Below are 19,648 nucleotides of genomic sequence, written 5' to 3' on the forward strand. Positions count from 1 at the left end.
GCTGGCTATCAACTGACGATGGATAACTTGAAATTCTGGCGCCCCAGATAGTCTTTTTCATTCTCCAGGTCAGCCAGGGTCAACGGCCGTTCGTCCACCCAGCCCGCGGGAAACCGGATAGTGAGCCGGTTATCACCGGCCTCAAGATCGAACTCTGGCGGCGCCTCGTGATTACGCGAATGCTGTAACAGCACGGCGAGACGGGTCAGCACACAAAGGTAGGTCAGGCGACGGGTGTCCTCCTGATCAAGGCCTTCAAAGATGGCGGGTGAAAACTTGCGGCGGTGACCCCGGACAAGGGTTGCCAGATCGTTCTGGAATTGCTGGCTGAAGCCCGGCAGGTCTGAGTATCGTAAAAGGTAAGCACCGTGTTTATGATACTGGCTATGAGAAATTGTCAGGCCAATTTCGTGTAATCGACAGGCCCAGCTAAGTACTTCCTCATCGGCCGGAGTACGAATTTTCCAGCTGTCGGCTACCTGTTCATAAGCGGCAAGGGCGGTTTCCTCTACTGCTCGAGCGTGGTTCTGGTCAACGTGGTAACGCTCCTGGAGCGCCTGAATAGTTCGGTCACGTACATCTTCATGCTGGATCCGGCCCACAATGTCGTACAGCAGGCCTTCACGCAAAGCGCCATCGGCGTAAGTAAGCTTATCAATACCCAAAGATTCGAAAGCGGCTAGCAGGATCGCAAAGCCGGCCGGGAAAATACTCTGGCGATCCGACCGTATCCCCAGTTCACTGAGACGCTGGACAGAGCCCATGTCGATCAGCCGCTGGCGCAGCTCCCTCATGGCTTTGAGCGTGATGGACCCGTCGGTTAACTTGAGTGCCGTCAGCGCGCTTGAAATGGCTTTGATCGAGCCGGAGGAGCCGACCGCGCTTTGCCAGCCCAGCGCCCGAAAGCGATGCCGTATATTGAGCAATTCCTGGGCTCCGTGAGTGACGGCACGATCCATTTGTCGCCGGGTAATTTTGCCGTCTGGGAAGTACGTGTTACGTAAGGACACGCAACCCATGTGAAGACTATCCAGCTCCTGGGCTTCAAATCGCTCACCGATAATGAATTCAGTACTACCACCGCCGATATCAATGACCAGCCTGCGCCCGGTGTCATCAGACAAAGTATGAGAGACACCCAGGTAGATCAGGCGCGCCTCCTCCCGACCCGCGATTATTTCGACCGGGTAGCCCAGCACCTGCTCGGCCCGGGCCATAAACTGAGGCGCGTTGCGGGCGACCCTGAGAGCATTCGTGCCGACTATCTGTACCGCCTCGGGGGGCATGCCGCTGAGTCTTTGCGCGAAGCGGCCCAAACATTCCAGCCCCCGCTGCTGAGCCGCTTCGGTCAAATTATTACTGGCATCCAGACCCGCGCCCAGCTGGACTTTTTCGCCCATCTTTTCGAGTGTCCGGATTTCGCCATGAACTAAGCGCGCCACCACCATGTGGAAGCTGTTGGAGCCCATATCAATAGCGGCAACTAATTCGGGCGGGGTGGCGGATGATGCGACCGTCACGTGTCTTGAATTCCTTCTGTCTGGCCTTATAGTTATTCAGGCGTTCATGGAGCTTCTGGCAGTCACCGAAGTCTCGGCCACTATAAGCGAAAAATTGCGGGAATGTCAGCAACGTCGTTCCGCTGGTTGGAAGCGAGACGGGGGGAGGCAGGTTGTCGTACGGAACTGCTTCACAGCGAACGGAGTCTTCGCGTAAAGTATCCGCTAATAACAATGAAGCTTTCAGGGTGACGGGCGAAGGGGCTTGTCGCCGGTAATTGGATCCAAGTGCACGCCGGGCCATGTCAGGTTTGGCGATTGCCAGAATCGGGAAAATGTAATGAGTGGAAATATCGTAAACGTAAGTGATGCGTCTTTTGAGCAGGATGTACTGAAATCTGATACACCGGTACTGGTCGACTACTGGGCTGAATGGTGTGGTCCCTGCAAGATGATTGCGCCAGTGCTGGAAGAGATAGCCGAAGAATACGAAGGCAAGCTCAAGGTTTGCAAACTCAATATCGACGAAAATGAGCAAACACCGCCCAAGTTCAACATCCGTGGTATTCCTACGCTGATGTTATTCAAGAATGGCAATGTCGACGCTACCAAGGTAGGTGCACTGTCCAAGTCTCAGTTGGCTGCCTTTCTGGACAGCAACCTCTGATCCGCTGCATCCCCTAACGGGGTGCGTCCGGTGAGAAAGCCGCCCCTGAACTTGTTTCATGGGCGGTTTTTTTTGCACAATGAAAGCTCAGACTCCCGGCCATGCCACTGACTGGCTTGCTGACGATCTGTGGCTTTTTGCTCAACCCAGTGCTCGCCCTCTGACATAATTTCTTTCTTCCAGAACGGAGCTGAGGTTTTCAGGGCATCCATGATGAACTGGCAGGCACTGAAGCTATCGCTGCGGTGGGCGCTGGCAACGCCCACGAAGACGATCTGGTCACTCAGTTCAAGTCGTCCGATCCGGTGGATGACCGTTGCTTCGCGTACGTCCCAGCGGTCTGCGGCCTGCTGGATGACGTCTTCAATGACCGCCTCGGTCATGCCAGGATAGTGTTCCAGGTAAAGTGCTCTTACATCAGGTCGGTCGCCGTTGTCCCGCACCAGTCCGGTAAACGTCACGATTGCACCAGTGCCCGAGCCGGAATCCCGTAGCGCCTGGTACTCAGCCGCTGCGTCAAAGTCTCCGAGTTGGATGGAAATCATGTCAGCCTCCGGTAACAGGCGGGAATACAGCGACTTCGTCATGGTTATTCAACGATGTCGTTGGCCGCGCCATGGTCTGATTCACTGCGAGCATCACCGGCGCACCATCGATCAACTGGCTCCAGTTGCCCCCGCGTAGGGCCAACGCTTCGAGTATCTGCCCGGCGCTGCTCCCGGCGGGCATGTCCAGCGAGAGCTGGTCAGTATCGAGCGACTCGCGCAGTCTGGCGAAGAACCGAACCGAGACGGTGATCGTGTTGGTGGTCATGCTGGTATTACCCCGTTAACTCGTGAAATCCATAGAATGTGATCGACTCCCCGGGTGCGACAGTGCTGTGCTCCGGTATTACTGCGAGGCCGTTTGCCCAGCAGGCTGAACTGAGGACCCCGGAGCTCTGGTTTGGGTATATCGTCACCACATACTGGCCATTTACCTGCTCCTTGCGGGCTCGCATGAACTCCCTTCGTATGGAAGGTCTGTCTACTGAAAATGCAGCCGGCAGCCGTTCACCAATGACCGGTGCATTAACGAGCCCCTGTCTGCGACGAATATAGGGTACGCCAACCATCAGGAATGTCACCAGTACAGATGCCGGATTGCCGGGTAACCCCAGTAGCGGGGTGCCATTCAGTTTACCGAAAGCCAGTGGTTTGCCGGGTTTTATCGCCAGTCGCCACAATGTCAGTTCGCCCTCCGATTCCAGAACTGTCCGGATGTGGTCCTCTTCCCCTACCGAAACGCCCCCGCTGGTGACAATCAGGTCTGCGAGTTCTGACGCTGCCTTGAGAGCGTCAGAGGTTGCGCTGCGGATATCCCTGACTGTCTCACACATCACCAGGTCACAATTCATCTGAGCCAGCAGCCCCCGCAGTGTGGGTGCATTGGTGTTGTGGATTTGCCCGGGTTTCAGGGGCTGCCCGGGCTCGACCAGTTCGTCGCCGGTGGTCAGTACCGCGACCCGAAAGCGGCGATAGACTGGCACCCGGTCAAGTCCCAATGAGGCAATCAGGCCCATTTCCTGCGGCCTGATAAGCACACCCCGGGCGAGCGCCAGAGTGCCTGCTGCCAGATCCTGCCCCTGGCGCCGGATATTCTGTCCCAGGGTCGTCTCGCTGGGCGCGCGGATGCCTTCCGGAGTGATCTTTACGTCCTCTTGCATTACCACGGCATCCGCTCCCTCGGGAATACTGGCGCCGGTGAAAATGCGCACCGCAGTGCCGGGTTTCAGGGGGGCAGGCGCCTGGCCAGCCGGAATGCGCGCCGAAACAGGTAAAATTGCACCGCCTCCGAGGTCTTCACAGCGAAGAGCATAGCCATCGACAGAGCTGTTATCCGCAGGCGGAACATCCGCAGGTACCTCAAGATCAGAGGCTAATGCCCGACCCAGCGATTCCGTCACCAGAACGACTTCCGTTTCATCCATTGGTAATGCGTTACTCAGAATGTGGTCCAGTGCTTGTTCAAGCGGAACGAGTTCGCTAGCCATCAGTAGTGCCCCGATTCGCCAACTGGCTCGTCCAGCCGGTGAATTTGTCGTTCAGGCTTACGCAGGACGAGACCGCAAAAATTGCAGGGTTGATGCGCGCTATCGAGCTGGCTTAGCAAAATGCCTTCCCAACCGGTGCGGCAAGCCCCCGTCGAACCTGGCAGACAGAAGATCACGGTATGGTTGGCCAGACCGCCAAAGGCTCGGGATTGAACGGTAGAAGAACTGATATCGGCGGCTGATAGCCGGCGAAACTCTTCCCCGAAGCCCTCAATGGTCTTGTCGAGCAGGGGGCGGACAGCCTCCGGCGTACTGTCTCGCTCAGAAAAACCGGTACCACCGGTAATCAGGATGCCGTGAATATCGGGGTCAGCGATCCAGCGGGAGACCAACGCACGAATCAGGTATACATCGTCCGGAAGCAGCCGTCTGGCGTAAAGCGTGTGGCCAGCCTCAAGCATCTGATCCTCAAGATACTGGCCGGAGGTGTCCTCACTCGGGCCACGGCTGTCGGATACCGTCAGCAGGGCGAGATTCAAGCGGGTTGCGTCGGTGTTGCTGGTCATGGGGTGTTCACTCTATGATTGAAAGGGTGATGTATTGTTATCTGTCCAGTATCCCGCCGCAGACTTGCTTTGGGAAGGGCTGGTATTGAGCCGGTTTATTGTTATAATTGGCGAAATATGAATTTTCTGGCTTGACATCTGTTCAGCCCTGTACAACTATCGGCATTCGTTAGGCGAGCTGTTGTTCTCCAGCTAGCGACCTCAAGATCTAATATCTGCGTGAAGCAATTCTTATTAGTAGGTTCGGTTTAAGAGTTTAGGCGGACCTCTACTTGCGAATCCTGAGTGGCTTTCAACGCTAAAAGCTGGCGAATCGTTAAGATCAACCATTAAAATCAACATAGTAATCTGAAAAGAAGCTTGCCCCGGCGCCCGCCAGGCAGTTTCTGTCCGAAACTGAAATAAGCACCTTTAACACAACATGGCCAGGGCGTTGCCCCTGTCTACCCAAACCCTGTCTACTTCCATTCCTGATTATCTAATAACTTATGAATCTTACTGAACTTAAGCAGAAATCCGTACCCGAACTGCTCGAAATTGCGCAGGAAATGGGCCTCGATAACCTTGCCCGTTCCCGCAAGCAGGATGTTATTTTCGCTATCCTGAAAAAGCACGCAAAAAGCGGTGAAGACATCTACGGCGATGGCGTACTGGAAATCCTCCAGGACGGCTTCGGCTTTTTGCGCTCCGCTGATGCGTCGTATCTTGCCGGACCGGACGATATTTACGTCTCGCCAAGCCAGATCCGTCGTTTCAACTTGCGTACCGGCGATACAGTCGCGGGCAAAATCCGTCCTCCGAAAGACGGAGAGCGTTATTTTGCGTTGTTGAAGGTTAACGAGATTAACTTCGACAAACCTGACAACGCCCGTAACAAAATTCTGTTTGAGAACCTGACTCCGCTCTTTCCTGATGAGCGTCTCACACTGGAAGCGGGCAGCGGCAGTACTGAAGATCTGTCCTCACGGGTGCTGGATCTGGTTGCACCTATCGGCAAGGGTCAGCGCGGCCTGATCGTCTCTCCGCCGAAGGCTGGTAAGACGGTGTTGATGCAAACCATTGCCCAATCCATCACCCGCAACAGCCCAGAATGCCACGTCATGGTGTTGCTGATTGATGAGCGTCCGGAAGAAGTTACCGAGATGCAGCGCACCGTGCGGGGTGAGGTTATCGCCTCCACCTTCGACGAGCCGCCTGCCCGCCATGTTCAGGTAGCTGAAATGGTAATCGAGAAGGCCAAACGGCTGGTTGAGCACAAGAAAGATGTCGTGATCCTGCTGGACTCCATTACCCGTCTGGCTCGCGCCTACAACACCGTGATCCCGTCTTCGGGCAAGGTATTGACTGGTGGTGTGGATGCCCACGCTCTGGAAAAACCCAAGCGCTTCTTTGGTGCCGCCCGAAATGTGGAAGAGGGCGGTAGCCTGACCATCCTGGCGACGGCGCTCGTTGACACCGGCTCCAAAATGGACGAGGTCATCTACGAGGAGTTCAAGGGCACGGGTAATATGGAAGTTCACCTTGATCGCAAGATTGCTGAAAAGCGAGTTTATCCAGCGATCAATATTCGTCGTTCAGGTACCCGGCGTGAAGATCTGCTGATGGCCGAAGCGGATATCCAGCGTGTGTGGATTCTGCGTAAGTTGCTGCATTCCATGGATGATGACACGGGATCACTGGAATTCCTGCTGGATAAACTGCGCGAAACCAAAACCAATGATGAGTTCTTCCAGTCCATGAAACGTCGTTAATTGGCGGTCTGTTCTGGTTGAATTGGTTGGGTGGGGCTTCTAAAGCCCCACCCAAGTCTGCCTTACTTTTATCCTCGTAAACGTCTTCCTGACACGCCAACACGGGGCACCCCCATGAAATACAACGATCTGCGTGATTTTATCGGCCAGTTGGAAAAGCAGGGCGAGCTCAAGCGTATCGCCGTGGAAGTGGACCCCTACCTGGAAATGACCGAAATTTGTGATCGCACGCTTCGCGCGGGCGGGCCAGCCCTGTTATTCGAACGCCCCAAAGGCTACTCGATGCCGGTGTTGGCCAATTTGTTTGGTACGCCAAAGCGGGTCGCCATGGGTATGGGTCAGGATGATGTCGAGAGTTTACGGGATGTGGGCAAGCTGCTTGCGTTTTTGAAGGAGCCTGATCCCCCGAAGGGTTTCAGAGATGCACTGGAGAAATTTCCGGTGTTTCGGCAGGTTATGAAGATGAGTCCGAAAATTTTGCGGTCGGCGCCCTGTCAGGAAGTGGTATACAACAGAGATGAGGTTGACCTCAACAGGATTCCAATCCAGCATTGCTGGCCGGGAGACGCCGGTCCGCTGGTCACCTGGCCTCTGGTTATTACCCGCGGTCCCCACAAAGAACGCCAGAATCTGGGTATCTACCGCCAGCAGTTAATTGGCAAGAACCGATTGATCATGCGCTGGCTGAGCCATCGGGGTGGCGCGCTGGACTTCCTTGAGTGGCAGAAGGCGCATCCGGGCGAGCCATTTCCGGTGGCGGTTGCCCTGGGTGCTGACCCGGCAACGATTCTCGGTGCAGTGACGCCGGTGCCGGACTCGTTATCTGAATACGCCTTTGCTGGTCTGCTTCGGGGGGCACGTACAGAGTTGGTCAAGGCCCAGTTGAGTGAACTTCAGGTGCCAGCGAGTGCTGAGATTGTCCTGGAAGGCTTTATTTATCCTGACGATACGGCTCCGGAAGGTCCATTCGGTGATCACACCGGTTATTACAATGAGGTTGAGCAGTTTCCGGTGTTCACCGTGGAGCGTCTTACTCACCGTCGTGATCCGATTTACCACAGCACTTACACCGGGCGTCCGCCGGATGAGCCGGCTATTCTTGGCGTGGCGCTGAATGAAGTCTTTATTCCGATCCTGCAGAAACAGTTCCCGGAGATTGTCGATTTCTATTTGCCTCCAGAAGGGTGCTCCTATCGACTTGCCATTGTGACCATGAAGAAACAGTATCCCGGTCATGCCAAGCGGGTGATGATGGGTGTATGGTCGTTTTTACGGCAGTTCATGTACACCAAGTTTGTGATCGTAACAGACGATGACGTGAACGCCCGTGACTGGAAAGACGTAATATGGGCTATAACCACCCGGATGGACCCGGCACGAGATACGACAATGGTGGAGAACACGCCAATCGATTATCTGGACTTCGCTTCGCCAGTCGCGGGGCTAGGCTCAAAGATGGGCCTGGATGCCACCAGCAAATGGCCAGGAGAAACCACGCGGGAGTGGGGCACGCCCATCACCATGTCGGATGAAGTTCGCCAGCGGGTGGATGATATCTGGCAGAGCCTCGGGATTGAATCCGACGTTGGCCGCCCCGATTGACTTCGGTGCCGGAAGAAAGTTCGGAGGCGTTCGGGAGCACGAATTCACAGCATCACGTAACCTTGCAGCCTTCTGGTCTGATGTTCCGTGCAAGCGAGAGTGAAGATTTACTGAGTGCCGCCGCCCGTTCCGGGATCGCGGTGCCATCCGCCTGCCGCAATGGCGTATGTGAGCTGTGTGAGGCAATTCTGAAACACGGGCAGGCATTGAATACTCGTAGTCAACAACCTATATCTGAAGCCAGGCACCTGATGCTTTGCCGCACCCGGGCACTTGGCCACCTGGAATTGGAGATCGAAACCGTTATGGCAGCTGGAGAATATACCGCCCGGAAATTTCAGGCGAATGTGGTGGATGTGCGCTCTATCAGCCACGACGTGTTCCGGGTTGAACTGCTGTTGCCTCGTCGTCGGGAATTGTCTTTCCACGCTGGCCAGTATCTGTCGGTCATTCTGCCCGATACCGACCCCTGCTATTTTTCCATCGCCAGCAGCCCGCTGGAACAGAACCTGGAGTTGCACATCCAGGCGTCGCCGGAATGGGTGTCTGCACAAAAAGTGATTGATGCGATTAAGTCCGGGTCGTCGGTAACTCTCGAAGTGCCCCACGGTCGTGCCTGTCTCGCGTCAGCGCCTGCCAAACCCCTCTTGATGGTGGCAGCGGGAACTGGGTTTGCCCAGATGAAAAGTATGGTGGATTACCTGCAAACCACAGGTTTCGAGCAGCCCTTGCGGCTTTTCTGGGGTGTTCGCCGTCACGAGGATATGTATCTCCGATCTCTGGCGCAGCAGTGGCACGAACAATGGCCCCCCTTTAGTTTTTTGCCAGTGGTAGGGGATGACGAGGACAACGATTGGAGTGGTCATCATGACCAGCTGGTGCGGGCAGTTCTTGCGACGGGCCAGGACTGGCAGGGCATTCAGGTGATGGCCAGCGGGTCACCGGTGATGGTCTATACGCTTATGGATGCGCTGGTAGAAGCCGGACTGCCGCCGAGCGCGTTTTTCTCCGATGTACTGGAATATGCACCGCGAAAATAGACCCACCTCGTAGAGCGGGTCCCTATCGATAGCGGCCCGATCAAGCCTTGGGCATCGGCAGATCTGGCAAACCGCTGTCTCTAACCAGCCCCTGCATCAGCAGTTTCATGCTGGTCTCATCTTCTCCCATATGGGCATTCAGCCGACTCAGTTCTGCCATGGTTTCCCGGCTGCGCCTCAGTCTCAGGCTGGTATCAAAATACTCCCGGGCCTTGCCCCAAAGCTCATTGCGGAGGCTGAGGCGCCCAAGCGCCAACAGCAATTCGGCATTGTTGGGACGGTCTTGCAGCCAACGTTCTGCGATCAGGAGCTGCTCGTCCGGTTTAAGCCCTTTGAGGCGGCCGTAGAGATTGATCAGCTCATCACTCCAATGGTTTCGCAATACCTTGCGGAGCAGGGTTTCAGCCTGAGCTTCATCTCCCAGGGCGGCAAGCAGTCGCGCGTACTCACGGATACTATGCTCGTCGCGCCGTACTGACCCCGGTAGTTCATCCCACAACTTGGTGAGTGGCTCCAGGGACGCATTGCCACTATCGGACTGACGCCTGCAGTCCTCTGCAGCCCGCAAAAGTAAATTCTGCCAGGTGGTGCGTTCAAGCTGATCCAGTTCATCCTTTGGAATCAGATCACGCTTGCGCAGTTCCGGAAGCAGTCTGGCCAGCTCCTTCCAGTCTTCAAGCCGGACATAGGTGTTCTTCAACAGTTTGAGCACAAAAGGGTGGTGGGGCGCACGCTTTCTCAAGCGAATCAGTGTGGCCAGCGCCTGCTCCAGCCGGTTCCCCGCCAACTGCAATTGCGCCTGGGTGATACCCACCGCCATATCGGAGCCACGCGTACTGTCATAGGCTTTGCGAAGCAATTCATCAACCGCGTCAGGTTGACCAGATTCGAACGCCGCCTGGGCCGCCGCCAGGTAATTGATCAACGGTGTGTCCGCATTATTGGCGGATGCCTCCAGCAATTTGCGGGCACGGGGCCAGTTACCTTCTGCCAGCGCCAGCAGACCCTGGGTGGTGCGACGTCGCGCGCGCCGTTCGTTGCCCCGGGCGAGCCACTTGGACATCACGCTTGCACCTCGGGCAAATCGCCGGATCAAGCCCACTATCAGCAGGATCGCGCCCACCACCAGAATCAACGCCAGCAGGCCAATCCAGAAGTTGGTTTCCACCAGATAATTGCCCAGACTGATACGGATATAGCCCAGGTCGTACTGCAGCCCCAGGCTGAGGCCCGCACCGATCAGCAATGCGAGAAGAATGATCAGTAACAGCCGGATCATGACGCATCATCCTGGGAGTCGGTGTCGCTTTCCGAGTCGCCGGTCCTGCCAGCAATGCGTGATTTCAGCAGAGCCAGAGACTGGCTAATGTCGGGCAGTTCCGGATCAATCTCCCTGCCCTGAAGTTCCTGCAGGGAATTTGTGAGGCCTTGGATGCGCTCGTCGCTGTCATCATACCAGTCGGTCAGAGCCTTGACAGCTTTGGTGAGCGCGCGGTCGAAAAGGGTCTGGTTGCCCCGAAGTACGGCGAGTTCAGCTTCTTCCAGCATCAGTTGCATGTTGAGCCGGGCATAGGCGCTCTGGTCCGGCGACATCAGCGGTTTTATTGTCTCATCCATCCGGCGGACCACGATGACGTCGTTTAGGGTTTCACGGGTATGCTGCCACGCCCGTTGCAGGGGGTTGCCGGTCGTGTCCTCCTGAGCGTCATCAGGTTTGGCAGGTGCGATAGGGCTGTTACCTGCCAATGCACTGTCGGTGAGTTCGTGAATACTGGCGATGGCGGCTTCGAGCTGCAGGTAAAGACCGGTGCGGTCGACTCCGCTGATGCCGCGCAGAGCGAGGATCTCTTTGGCCAGTTGCTCTCGCACCGGATAAACACCGATGTCATCTGTTTCAGTGAGCACTTCGTCGGCGGAGCGTAGAGCAGCGAGAGCGCCTTTGAAATCTTTTTCGATCAACAGGCGCTGGTTGGCGATGCGCAGCAGATACTCCGCTTCTGCCAGCAACCAGTCAGTGCGGGTGCGATTGCCTGATTCGAGCAGTTCCCGGGCGTTGTGGTCAATCTGGCGCTGCTGGGTGGCGAGCTTCTCTCGTTGGGCTTCGAGTGACTCTTCCATCGCCTGGATGCGCTGGGCCTGCTGGCCATCGGTCTGACTGTAGAGACGTTCCAATCGCTCGGTATTGCTGTCCACAAAAGCAACGCTTTTTTGCAGCGCCTGTTGGGTTTGCCATTGCTGCCAGCTCCAGAGTGCCAGCAACAGGGCGAGGATCAGAGCTACCGCTGCTGTCAGCCACAGGGGCCAGAGGCGAGGGCGCGCAGGCCAAGTCTTTTCGACCGTAGCGGGCAGTTGAGCTTTTGAATCAGTCACAGGTGTCCTTACTTGGCTGTTATTTATTCTGGTATGTGCTGGTCACGTTCAGCCAGCTGCTCGGTAATACAGGTCAGGATAGCATTATCATCCAGCGCTGCTGGCAGGCTGATCCATTTGAAACCGGCGTTTCTGGCCTGTTGGGCTACGCGCTCAGCAGGTACCACCAGAAGCTGTTGTTTCAGATTATGGTTGGTATTCTGGCTCAGCGCGACGAGATTGTTCAATGTTTCCCCCGACAAAGTAATAATCACCTCCGGGCTGAAGGTGCCCAGAGCGTCCTCCCTCTGCGCATTGCTATAAGTCGGACAGTCTCGCCGGTAAAGTGCCAGCTCGGTAACGTCGGCGCCACGTTGCGTCAGCGTGTCGCGAAGCAGTTCCCTGCCTTGCTCTCCACGGGCAAGGAGAATGCGTTCGCCTGCGAGTGTCGCCAAATCCGGCAGTTCCAATAAATGTTCACTGGTAAACCCCGTGGCTGGTGCCTGAGACTTGATTCCGCCACTTGTGAGCGTTTCGGCGGTCGCCGCGCCTACGCCATACCATTTGATTCCCACCGGGGGTTGCGGCCACCAGATATCAAGACGTTCCAGCAACAGCTGCGCAGCAAACGGGCTGACGGCAATCACGTGGGCAAACTGATCCAGGTTCTGAATCAACGTGCGCTGGGCAGGGGTTTCCTCCAGCCGCTGCCTTTCCAGCAGCGGAAACTCCTTCACAACGGCGCCCGCTTGTCGCAGATACTCACTCAGCCGATGTGATTCCGGCTTCGGCCTGCAAACAAGGATGCGCCGCCCTGCGAGGGGCAGCTCAGGTCGGAGTGTGGCCATAGATCTCCGCCAGCACCCGATCCGCGCCCAGCGCCAGTAGCTCTTCAGCCAGCTCGCGCCCGAGGCGTTCACCTTCCGCACGAGGTGCGCGACCTTCTACCCGGAATACTTCTGTGCCGTCTACAGCACCCACCAGGCCTCGGAGCCACAAAGTGTCGTTTTCTTCCAATAAGGCATAGGCTGCGATGGGTACCTGGCAGCCGCCCTCAAGTCGGCGATTCAGCGCTCTCTCTGCCTTCACCCGATCGGCGGAATCCGTGTGGTTGAGAGGTGCAAGCAGGTCCACCAGTTCATGGTCGTCCAGTCTGCATTCGATACCAAGCGCGCCCTGGCCGACAGCAGGCAGAGAGATCGTGTCAGGCATGCTGTAGCGGATACGGGCATCGAAGCCCAGGCGTTTCAGACCGGAACTCGCCAGTACGATGGCGTCGTAGTCACCCGCGTCGAGTTTTGCCAGCCGGGTATTCACGTTGCCGCGCAGAGTTCGAATCTGCAGGTCCGGCCGGTATGCGCGCAATTGTGACTCCCGTCGCAGGCTGGCGGTGCCGACAACTGATGCATGGGGCAGGGCGTCAACGTTGTCGAAGTCGTTGCTGACGAAGGCATCGGTGGGGTCTTCCCGTTTGCAAATGGCGACCAGCCCAAGCCCTTCCGGAAACAGCATCGGGACATCTTTCATGGAGTGCACCGCGAGATCGGCGCGTCCGTCGAGCATGGCTTCTTCCAGCTCCTTGACGAAGAGCCCCTTGCCACCAATTTTTGCCAACGGCACATCAAGGATTTTATCGCCCTGGGTTTTTATTCCCAGCAGCTCTACCGTAATGTGCTCGTGCATGCGCTCCAGTTCAGACTTGATAAATTCTGCCTGCCACAGGGCCAGGGCGCTATTACGGGTTGCGATACGAAGTGTGCGTTTTGCCATGATTCAGTACATTGCCACAGTTTAAAATGAGTGGCCTTAGCGTACCTTGTGAGGACGCAAATGTCCCGTCTGGTATACCTCCCGGGCCTAACCTGGCTGCAGGTCATTCAGCCATTGCCTGACGGCGGTGGCATGACGCCGGCTGACACTGAGCGTCGACGCTCTGTCTCGTAAGGCAAGCTTGTAATGGCCGTCACCCGTGCGCTCGAGCCCCTGGATGAAGCGCACCCCAACCAGGGTGTGCCGATGAATTCTGAGCAGCTCATCGGGGTAGGTGTTCTCGAGTTCTTTCAGGGTATGGTCAGTGACCGTTTCGCCACGGTCATGGTGAATCGTGACGCATTTCTGGTCCGCTTCGCAGAAGTGGATACGGCTGAGTTCGATCAGCTCGGTGCCACGATGGGTCCGGACTACCAATTGATTGCTGACCGCGTCCGGGGCTGACGAAAGCGCCCGGAGCTGAACCCGGTTAACTCGTCCGGCGCGGGCCAAAGCGTCACTGAGGGCTTCGCGGCGGACAGGTTTTAACACGTAGGCAACCGCGTGAACTTCGAAGGCCGCGATAGCGTAGTGATCGTAAGCCGTACAGAAAATAATCGCCGGTGGATTGTGGATCGTGTTGAGCTGCTCGGCGACTTCCATCCCATCCATGCCAGGCATCCGGATATCAAGCAGAATAATGTCCGGTTCCAGGTCGGCCACGGCCTGCAATGTACTATCTCCATTACTGGCTTCACCGCAGACCTCATAGGTCTCGAGCACGTCTACCAGTCGGCGGATACGTTCGCGGGCAAGCGGTTCATCGTCGGCAATGAGCACCTTCTGGCGGACGGGATCAATCATGTTTGCGGACCCGGAAAAGTATGTGTTTTGTCAGCAGCACGCTGCCAGGGTAGCCGAACGGTGACCGTATAAATATCGTTTTGCTGGCTGTTCTTGAGGACCGCCGGTTCGCCGAACAAGGCTCGCAGGCGCGCCTGAATATTATCCAGGGCCATACGGTTGCCCTGATGGTTCTGCTCGCTCGGGCCGGGCCGGGGGTTTTGCACCATCAGGTAAACATAGTCGCCTTTTCGATAACCTTCTATGCGCACAGTGCCACCCTCCTGCCGCGGCTGGACGCCATGGTAGATGGCGTTTTCAACCAGAGGTTGCAGCGTCAGCGGTGGGATGGCCTGCATCATTAAGGCATCCTCCACAGCCCAAGCGACGTTTAATCGCTCACCCAGGCGCAGCCCTTCAATCATCAGGTAACGGCGGCATAAGGCGAGTTCTTCTTCCAGCGGGATCAACCGGTCCTGGGTGCGCAGGCTGGCCCGGAACAACTCGGACAGGTCCAGCACGGCCTCTTCGGCCTGCTCCGGCCGGGTAGCGATCAGGCTGGCAATGGTGTTCATGCTGTTAAACAGAAAATGCGGGTGGATCCGGGCTTGCAGTGCCGTCAGACGTGATTGCATTTCAGCCTGGCGCTGCTGTTGCCACTGGTGTTGCAGGTAAAAATACCGGAGTACCATCAGGGTGATGACCATTGCCAGCACCAGGTTTTTGCCAATAGCCTGCCAGCCAGTCGGCGAAAGTCCGGGATTCAGTATCTGGTCCGCAAACAGACTGAAGAACAGCACATCCAGCATCACCAACAGCGTGACCACCAAGGTTGCACGGCTCACCCGCAAGTGTTTCAGCCAGCGTCGCGTCAGACAGATCAACGCGGCACTGGTCAATACTGTCCATTGCACGAACAATGACAGCAAACCGAAGTAGTTCCAGTCGATCCATTGCCGTTCCGCATGCATGACCGCCAGTAGCAGAACCGTGAGTTCGCTGGTGATCAACAGGGTGAAGACAGCCTTGACGCGGCAGAGATCCGGCACAAAAAAAACGTCCGAGACGTCCAGTGCCGCGCTGCTCGGTCGGTTTCGGTCAGCGTTTCTCTTTACAGGATGCTTCATGGGATTCTGCATGGGGTGAGAGTCCTTGAGACAGTGTTATAATGCTGGCCTCATTTCATTCAGGTCCGCCAGATAATGCCGGGCTGTCAGCAGGAAAGATAGACCATGACTGATCAGAACAAGACCTCCGAGAAACCCTGGGGCGGTCGGTTCAGCGAACCGACTGATGCATTTGTGGAACGGTTCACAGCGTCGGTGGGATTTGATCAGCGTCTTTATCACCACGACATCACAGGCTCAATTGCCCATGCCACTATGCTGGCAGCGGTAGGAGTGCTGACTGAGGAAGAAAAGAACCAGATTCTCGAGGGTCTGGCGGCCGTCAAGGCGGACATTGAGGCGGGCAGGTTCCAATGGTCGGTGAGTCTCGAAGATGTCCACATGAATATTGAAGCCCGGTTGACGGATCGCATCGGCATAACCGGGAAAAAGCTGCATACAGGCCGCAGCCGTAATGACCAGGTGGCCACCGACATCCGACTGTACCTGCGGGATGAAATCGATGTAATCGCCGACGAGTTGGCCCGTCTTCAGGCTGGCCTGCTTGACTTGGCCGAGGGCGAGGCGGACACCATCATGCCCGGCTTTACGCACCTGCAAACCGCCCAGCCAGTGACGTTTGGTCATCATTTGCTGGCCTGGTATGAAATGCTGGCCCGAGATGGCGAGCGTCTGCAGGATTGCCGCAAGCGCGTTAATGTCATGCCGCTAGGGGCTGCGGCGCTGGCAGGCACGACCTATCCGATTGATCGGGCGATGACCGCGCGCCTGCTGGGCTTTGACAGGGCCAGTGAGAATTCGCTGGATTCGGTCAGCGACCGCGACTTCGCAATCGAATTCTGCAGCTTCGCTGCCCTGTTAATGACCCACCTGTCACGCTTCAGTGAAGAGTTGGTGCTGTGGACCTCCGCGCAGTTTGATTTTATCGACTTGCCGGACCGGTTCTGCACGGGTTCCTCAATCATGCCCCAGAAGAAGAATCCGGATGTGCCGGAACTGGTGCGAGGCAAGACCGGTCGGGTCAATGGTCATCTGGTCAGCTTGCTGACACTGATGAAAGGCCAGCCATTGGCGTACAACAAGGATAACCAGGAAGATAAGGAACCGCTGTTTGATACTGTCGATACGGTGAAGGGTTGCCTCAAGGCCTACGCGGATATGGTGCCTGCTATTCACGCCAAAGCCGGGAATATGCGCGTGGCCGCTAAGCGCGGTTTCTCCACCGCTACGGATCTGGCGGACTATCTGGTCAAGAAAGGTGTGGCGTTCCGGGATGCCCACGAGATCGTCGGCAAAGCGGTGGCGTTTGGTGTGGCGGAAACCCGGGATCTTTCCGATATGACGCTGGCGGAATTGGCTGGATTTTCCGGTGTGATCGGCGACGATGTTTTTGACGTGCTCACACTGGAAGGCTCGGTTCAGGCACGGGACCATCTGGGCGGCACCGCGCCTCGGCAGGTGCGGGCTGCGGTGGCCCGGGCCCGCCAGAATCTGGCCGGTTAGTCACCGTGGTTGTCCAGGCTGCACCGATCACGCTCGATTTTGACGAGGGCCTTGACCGCAAGACCCTGAAGCAGCTTTGTGGCCGCTTCCTGCAGGTCAACGAAGTCCGCTGGCAGCGGGCCCGCTCTGCCCTGGCCTCTCGACAGCAGGCGCTGTTGGACATTTTGCCGCTGATTTTCCACGTCAATCATCCAGCCTTGCCAGGGTACCTTGACTACGATTGTCCCTATGGCATGTCCAACTACCAGCCTTCTGCTGAGGTATTACGGGCTGCCCACCGCCTGGCCCGGCCGTTTGCACTGAAAGATGCGGGCAGGCGCAAACCGGACATAGAGGCTCTTTTTCTGATGGGCAGTCCAGGCACGCTGGGCCATTCAGTGGCCAGTGACCTGGACGTGTGGCTGTGCCATAGAAAGGACCTGAATGAAGCTGGCGTCAGGCTACTGGAACGAAAATCATCTCAAGTGTCCGCTTGGGCTGCCTCGCTTGGTCTTGAACTGCATATCTTCGTTTTTTCAGCATCAGACTGGCGTGCCGGGCGACAACGGGCCGAAGTAAACGGTGAGAACTGTGGCAGCGCCCAGCACTACCTGCTATTGGATGAGTTCTATCGTACCGGTATCCATCTGGGAGGGTGCTACCCCCTGTGGTGGCTGATTCCGGTGGCGGATGAGCCCCGGTATCAGGCCCGCGCCAGACAACTGATCGAGTGCCGGTTTATTCGATCAGAGGATTACATTGATTTCGGGGCAGTGCCTGGGATTCCGCAGGAGGAATTCCTCGGTGCCGGTGTATGGCAACTCTACAAGGGTATCGATGCACCCTGGAAATCTCTGCTAAAGCTGTTGCTGATCGAGTGTTATGCCCGGGATCGGGCCGGTGGCCTGTTGTCGTTGGCATTCAAGGACGCAGTTTATCGGGGTGAAACCAACGCTGACCGTCTTGACCCTTATGTCTTGCTGTACGAGCGTCTGGAAACCTGGTTGCTGTCGATTTCCGCATCAAACCGGCTTGAGCTTATCCGCAAGAGCCTTTATCTGAAGGCAGGTTTGCCACTGAGTCGCGCTGAGGCGGCGGCGGAAGGCTGGCGGGGTAGGTTGCTGTCTGACCTGGTCAAAGGCTGGGCCTGGGACAATGCGACTCTCAAAACCCTGGATAACCGACACCAATGGAAGGCTGGCGATGTGCAAACCTTACGTCGCGCTATTGTCAATGAACTGACCCACAGCTATCGGTTGCTGTCCCGGCTGGCCCGAACCCATGCAGGAAAGGCTTCCATCAGTGCTGAGGATATGGGCCTGTTGGGGCGCAAACTCTATGCGGCGTTCCAGCGCAAAGCTGGCAAGGTTGAGCTTATTAATCCGAATCTTGCACCTTCGCTGGCGGAAGAGAACCTGGCGTTTTATCACCAGTCAGAGCAGACCGGGCACGAGGCCGCCGATGGCTGGTTGCTTTATCGGGATCTTGAGGTCTCTTCGGATGCCTTCTGGCAGCCTGTAATCCGGCGCTCCAATAACCTGACAGAAATGCTGGTGTGGTGCTATTGCAATGGTTTGCTGACAAGCTCAACCCGTCTGAATGTTCGGGCGGGTGCGAGCGCGCTTACCGTGGGCGAACTTCGGGAGCTCCTTGAGGCTCTTGGCGCGGGGCTTCCCCTGCCCGTTGCGCCCGCCAGTAGGGACGCTTTAAAGGCGCGTGCCCGACCTCTGCGCACACTGCTGTTTATTAATGTCGCCACAGACCCCCAGGCTCACCTCACCGAGCGTGGACTGCACAAACTGAGTTCCCGCCATGACTCCCTCGGCTTCAGTGGTGGGCGTGAAAATCTGGTACACAACATTGATCAGATCACCCTGAATAGCTGGCATGAGGTGAGCCTCCATCATTACAGCGCAGGGGATACCCTGATTCAATGTCTGAAGAATTATCTGGCAACGGTCGTGGGCTCGCCGTCGCAGTTGCCGAGGCTCTCGGTGCATTGCAGTAGCCTCGGGCACGGCAGCGCCATCGCCCGTCGGGTTTATGAGTTATTTAGCGATGTGCAGGACACGTTCTTTGCGGGCGGCTGCGGACCGCAGCAACTGCGCTACGTGATAGAAATGAATCGCCGGTTTTTTGTACTTCAGTTTGCCGCCAGGGAGCCCGGGTTCGTCAGCCTGGAGAGTCGTTCCGAATTACTGGGTTTTCTCCAGCGACCTCAGCAGGAGTATGCGCCGGTTCTATTCGATCGTTACGCCATGCTGGAGGACCCAGCATTGAGAGCGGTTTGTCATGCCACCCAACCCGACAATGTGCAGGTCTTCTATCAGGTTGCCGGTACACGGGCTGCGCTTTGGGTGGTAGATGAGCGGGGCTCAGTTTCCAGTTGGCAGCAGGCATTTACCAGCCGACGACACCTTCTGGCGCCTTTGTGGCGATTCTTCAACAACCTTATTGAACGGCGTCAACTCCGGTTTGCATCGGGTTCTGCCGGAGGCCTGTCTGAATGCATTTGTTATGAGTTGGTTACCAGAGAGGGGCAGTGGCAGGTTGAGCGTAGGTCAGGGATGGAAGATGACGTTCCCTTGGACGGCCTTGACGTGCAGGCGGTTGGCGTTCAGGAAGGAGGCAGCCATCTTCGCTTTGACATGTTCTGCGGAGACCAGGAATTCAACGTCCAGGAATACGGCGATCAGTTGATTCCTGCGGTTGCTCATTACATCCGGTCCCTTCGACAGTCCGGAGAGCACTATCCGATTTATCTGACTGACGTCCACCTGCCTCACGATCTGGACTCTCACGGCTATCAGCAAGACCTGCAAACCACCCAGTATCTTTATTACCGACTGCAACTGGAACACGCGCTGAATCAGGCGGTGTTGCACCCGCGCTGATCTCGCGTCCCGGGGTCGGTGTCGGGTATACTCGTGACACGTTTATT

General features: G+C 56.7%; 17 protein-coding genes. 6 read left to right on the forward strand and 11 right to left on the reverse strand.

Annotated elements, in window-relative coordinates; translation table 11 throughout:
• Positions 1–8: 8 nt before the first annotated feature.
• Positions 9–1,520 carry an exopolyphosphatase gene (gene ppx / locus WEB64_RS13980; protein ID WP_368060948.1) on the reverse strand — a complete coding sequence of 504 codons (1,512 nt, stop codon included), beginning with the start codon at positions 1,518–1,520 and terminating at the stop codon, positions 9–11.
• A gap of 319 nt (positions 1,521–1,839) precedes the next feature.
• Here ppx and trxA point away from each other — a divergent pair, with 319 nt between their 5' ends.
• The gene (trxA, locus tag WEB64_RS13985) at positions 1,840–2,166 is read left to right on the forward strand and encodes a thioredoxin TrxA (RefSeq protein WP_152208506.1); all 327 of its coding nucleotides are present in this window, start codon (positions 1,840–1,842) and stop codon (positions 2,164–2,166) included.
• Positions 2,167–2,222: 56 nt separating this feature from the next.
• Here trxA and WEB64_RS13990 read toward each other — a convergent pair whose 3' ends face one another.
• From WEB64_RS13990 to moaB, 4 genes are read right to left on the reverse strand one after another with little or no spacing between them, the layout of a single operon-like run.
• Entirely contained in the window at positions 2,223–2,711 is a 489-nt protein-coding gene (locus WEB64_RS13990; protein WP_368060950.1) for a molybdenum cofactor biosynthesis protein MoaE, read from the reverse strand.
• Position 2,712: 1 nt separating this feature from the next.
• Positions 2,713–2,979: a molybdopterin converting factor subunit 1 gene (gene moaD, locus WEB64_RS13995; RefSeq protein ID WP_368060951.1), complete on the reverse strand. Its 267-nt coding sequence runs from the start codon at positions 2,977–2,979 to the stop codon at positions 2,713–2,715.
• A gap of 7 nt (positions 2,980–2,986) precedes the next feature.
• A complete protein-coding gene (gene glp / locus WEB64_RS14000; RefSeq protein ID WP_368061018.1) occupies positions 2,987–4,201 on the reverse strand; it encodes a gephyrin-like molybdotransferase Glp in 1,215 nt (404 codons plus the stop codon).
• Positions 4,198–4,764: a molybdenum cofactor biosynthesis protein B gene (moaB, locus tag WEB64_RS14005; protein WP_368060952.1), complete on the reverse strand. Its 567-nt coding sequence runs from the start codon at positions 4,762–4,764 to the stop codon at positions 4,198–4,200. Before moaB ends, glp begins: the two co-directional genes overlap by 4 nt.
• A 488-nt stretch (positions 4,765–5,252) precedes the next feature.
• On the opposite strand from moaB, the gene rho reads away from it, so the two are divergent.
• From rho to WEB64_RS14020, 3 genes are all read left to right on the forward strand, one after another.
• The gene (gene rho / locus WEB64_RS14010; protein WP_368060954.1) at positions 5,253–6,515 is read left to right on the forward strand and encodes a transcription termination factor Rho; all 1,263 of its coding nucleotides are present in this window, start codon (positions 5,253–5,255) and stop codon (positions 6,513–6,515) included.
• Between the two features lie 114 nt (positions 6,516–6,629).
• Entirely contained in the window at positions 6,630–8,117 is a 1,488-nt protein-coding gene (gene ubiD / locus WEB64_RS14015) for a 4-hydroxy-3-polyprenylbenzoate decarboxylase (protein WP_368060956.1), read from the forward strand.
• A gap of 62 nt (positions 8,118–8,179) precedes the next feature.
• Positions 8,180–9,157 (forward strand): 2Fe-2S iron-sulfur cluster-binding protein, encoded by a 978-nt coding sequence (locus WEB64_RS14020; protein ID WP_368060957.1) that lies wholly within the window; start codon positions 8,180–8,182, stop codon positions 9,155–9,157.
• Positions 9,158–9,197: 40 nt separating this feature from the next.
• Here the strand turns inward: WEB64_RS14020 and WEB64_RS14025 are convergent, their stop codons facing one another.
• From WEB64_RS14025 to WEB64_RS14050, 6 genes are all read right to left on the reverse strand, one after another.
• Positions 9,198–10,436: a heme biosynthesis HemY N-terminal domain-containing protein gene (locus tag WEB64_RS14025; protein WP_368060959.1), complete on the reverse strand. Its 1,239-nt coding sequence runs from the start codon at positions 10,434–10,436 to the stop codon at positions 9,198–9,200.
• On the reverse strand, positions 10,433–11,527 hold the full coding sequence (locus tag WEB64_RS14030; RefSeq protein ID WP_368060961.1) for a uroporphyrinogen-III C-methyltransferase: 1,095 nt from the start codon (positions 11,525–11,527) through the stop codon (positions 10,433–10,435). The genes WEB64_RS14025 and WEB64_RS14030 overlap by 4 nt, the downstream gene beginning before the upstream one ends.
• A gap of 23 nt (positions 11,528–11,550) precedes the next feature.
• Positions 11,551–12,354, reverse strand: coding sequence for a uroporphyrinogen-III synthase (locus WEB64_RS14035; protein ID WP_368060963.1), 804 nt, complete (start codon positions 12,352–12,354; stop codon positions 11,551–11,553).
• Positions 12,335–13,276, reverse strand: coding sequence for a hydroxymethylbilane synthase (gene hemC / locus WEB64_RS14040; RefSeq protein ID WP_368060964.1), 942 nt, complete (start codon positions 13,274–13,276; stop codon positions 12,335–12,337). The genes WEB64_RS14035 and hemC overlap by 20 nt, the downstream gene beginning before the upstream one ends.
• Before the next feature lie 87 nt (positions 13,277–13,363).
• Positions 13,364–14,119, reverse strand: coding sequence for a LytR/AlgR family response regulator transcription factor (locus WEB64_RS14045; RefSeq protein WP_368060966.1), 756 nt, complete (start codon positions 14,117–14,119; stop codon positions 13,364–13,366).
• Complete coding sequence (locus WEB64_RS14050) at positions 14,116–15,237, reverse strand: sensor histidine kinase (RefSeq protein ID WP_368060968.1); 1,122 nt, start codon at positions 15,235–15,237, stop codon at positions 14,116–14,118. The genes WEB64_RS14045 and WEB64_RS14050 overlap by 4 nt, the downstream gene beginning before the upstream one ends.
• Positions 15,238–15,330: 93 nt before the next feature.
• On the opposite strand from WEB64_RS14050, the gene argH reads away from it, so the two are divergent.
• Both argH and WEB64_RS14060 read left to right on the forward strand, forming a co-directional pair.
• Entirely contained in the window at positions 15,331–16,728 is a 1,398-nt protein-coding gene (gene argH / locus WEB64_RS14055) for an argininosuccinate lyase (protein ID WP_368060969.1), read from the forward strand.
• A 5-nt stretch (positions 16,729–16,733) separates the two neighbouring features.
• Positions 16,734–19,601: a class I adenylate cyclase gene (locus WEB64_RS14060; RefSeq protein ID WP_368060971.1), complete on the forward strand. Its 2,868-nt coding sequence runs from the start codon at positions 16,734–16,736 to the stop codon at positions 19,599–19,601.
• Positions 19,602–19,648: the final 47 nt, after the last annotated feature.

Source organism: Marinobacter sp., from assembly GCF_040882185.1.
In the GTDB taxonomy this organism is placed as follows: Bacteria; Pseudomonadota; Gammaproteobacteria; order Pseudomonadales; family Oleiphilaceae; genus Marinobacter.

What these genes read in the sequence shown, in the direction of transcription:
- rho (WP_368060954.1), top strand. Translation starts at nt 5,253, where the DNA reads ATGAATCTTACTGAACTTAAGCAGAAATCCGTACCCGAACTGCTCGAA.
- trxA (WP_152208506.1), top strand. Translation starts at nt 1,840, where the DNA reads ATGAGTGGAAATATCGTAAACGTAAGTGATGCGTCTTTTGAGCAGGAT.
- WEB64_RS14035 (WP_368060963.1), bottom strand. Translation starts at nt 12,354, where the DNA reads ATGGCCACACTCCGACCTGAGCTGCCCCTCGCAGGGCGGCGCATCCTT.
- moaD (WP_368060951.1), bottom strand. Translation starts at nt 2,979, where the DNA reads ATGACCACCAACACGATCACCGTCTCGGTTCGGTTCTTCGCCAGACTG.
- ubiD (WP_368060956.1), top strand. Translation starts at nt 6,630, where the DNA reads ATGAAATACAACGATCTGCGTGATTTTATCGGCCAGTTGGAAAAGCAG.
- moaB (WP_368060952.1), bottom strand. Translation starts at nt 4,764, where the DNA reads ATGACCAGCAACACCGACGCAACCCGCTTGAATCTCGCCCTGCTGACG.
- hemC (WP_368060964.1), bottom strand. Translation starts at nt 13,276, where the DNA reads ATGGCAAAACGCACACTTCGTATCGCAACCCGTAATAGCGCCCTGGCC.
- WEB64_RS14025 (WP_368060959.1), bottom strand. Translation starts at nt 10,436, where the DNA reads ATGATCCGGCTGTTACTGATCATTCTTCTCGCATTGCTGATCGGTGCG.
- argH (WP_368060969.1), top strand. Translation starts at nt 15,331, where the DNA reads ATGACTGATCAGAACAAGACCTCCGAGAAACCCTGGGGCGGTCGGTTC.
- WEB64_RS14050 (WP_368060968.1), bottom strand. Translation starts at nt 15,237, where the DNA reads ATGCAGAATCCCATGAAGCATCCTGTAAAGAGAAACGCTGACCGAAAC.
- WEB64_RS14045 (WP_368060966.1), bottom strand. Translation starts at nt 14,119, where the DNA reads ATGATTGATCCCGTCCGCCAGAAGGTGCTCATTGCCGACGATGAACCG.
- WEB64_RS13990 (WP_368060950.1), bottom strand. Translation starts at nt 2,711, where the DNA reads ATGATTTCCATCCAACTCGGAGACTTTGACGCAGCGGCTGAGTACCAG.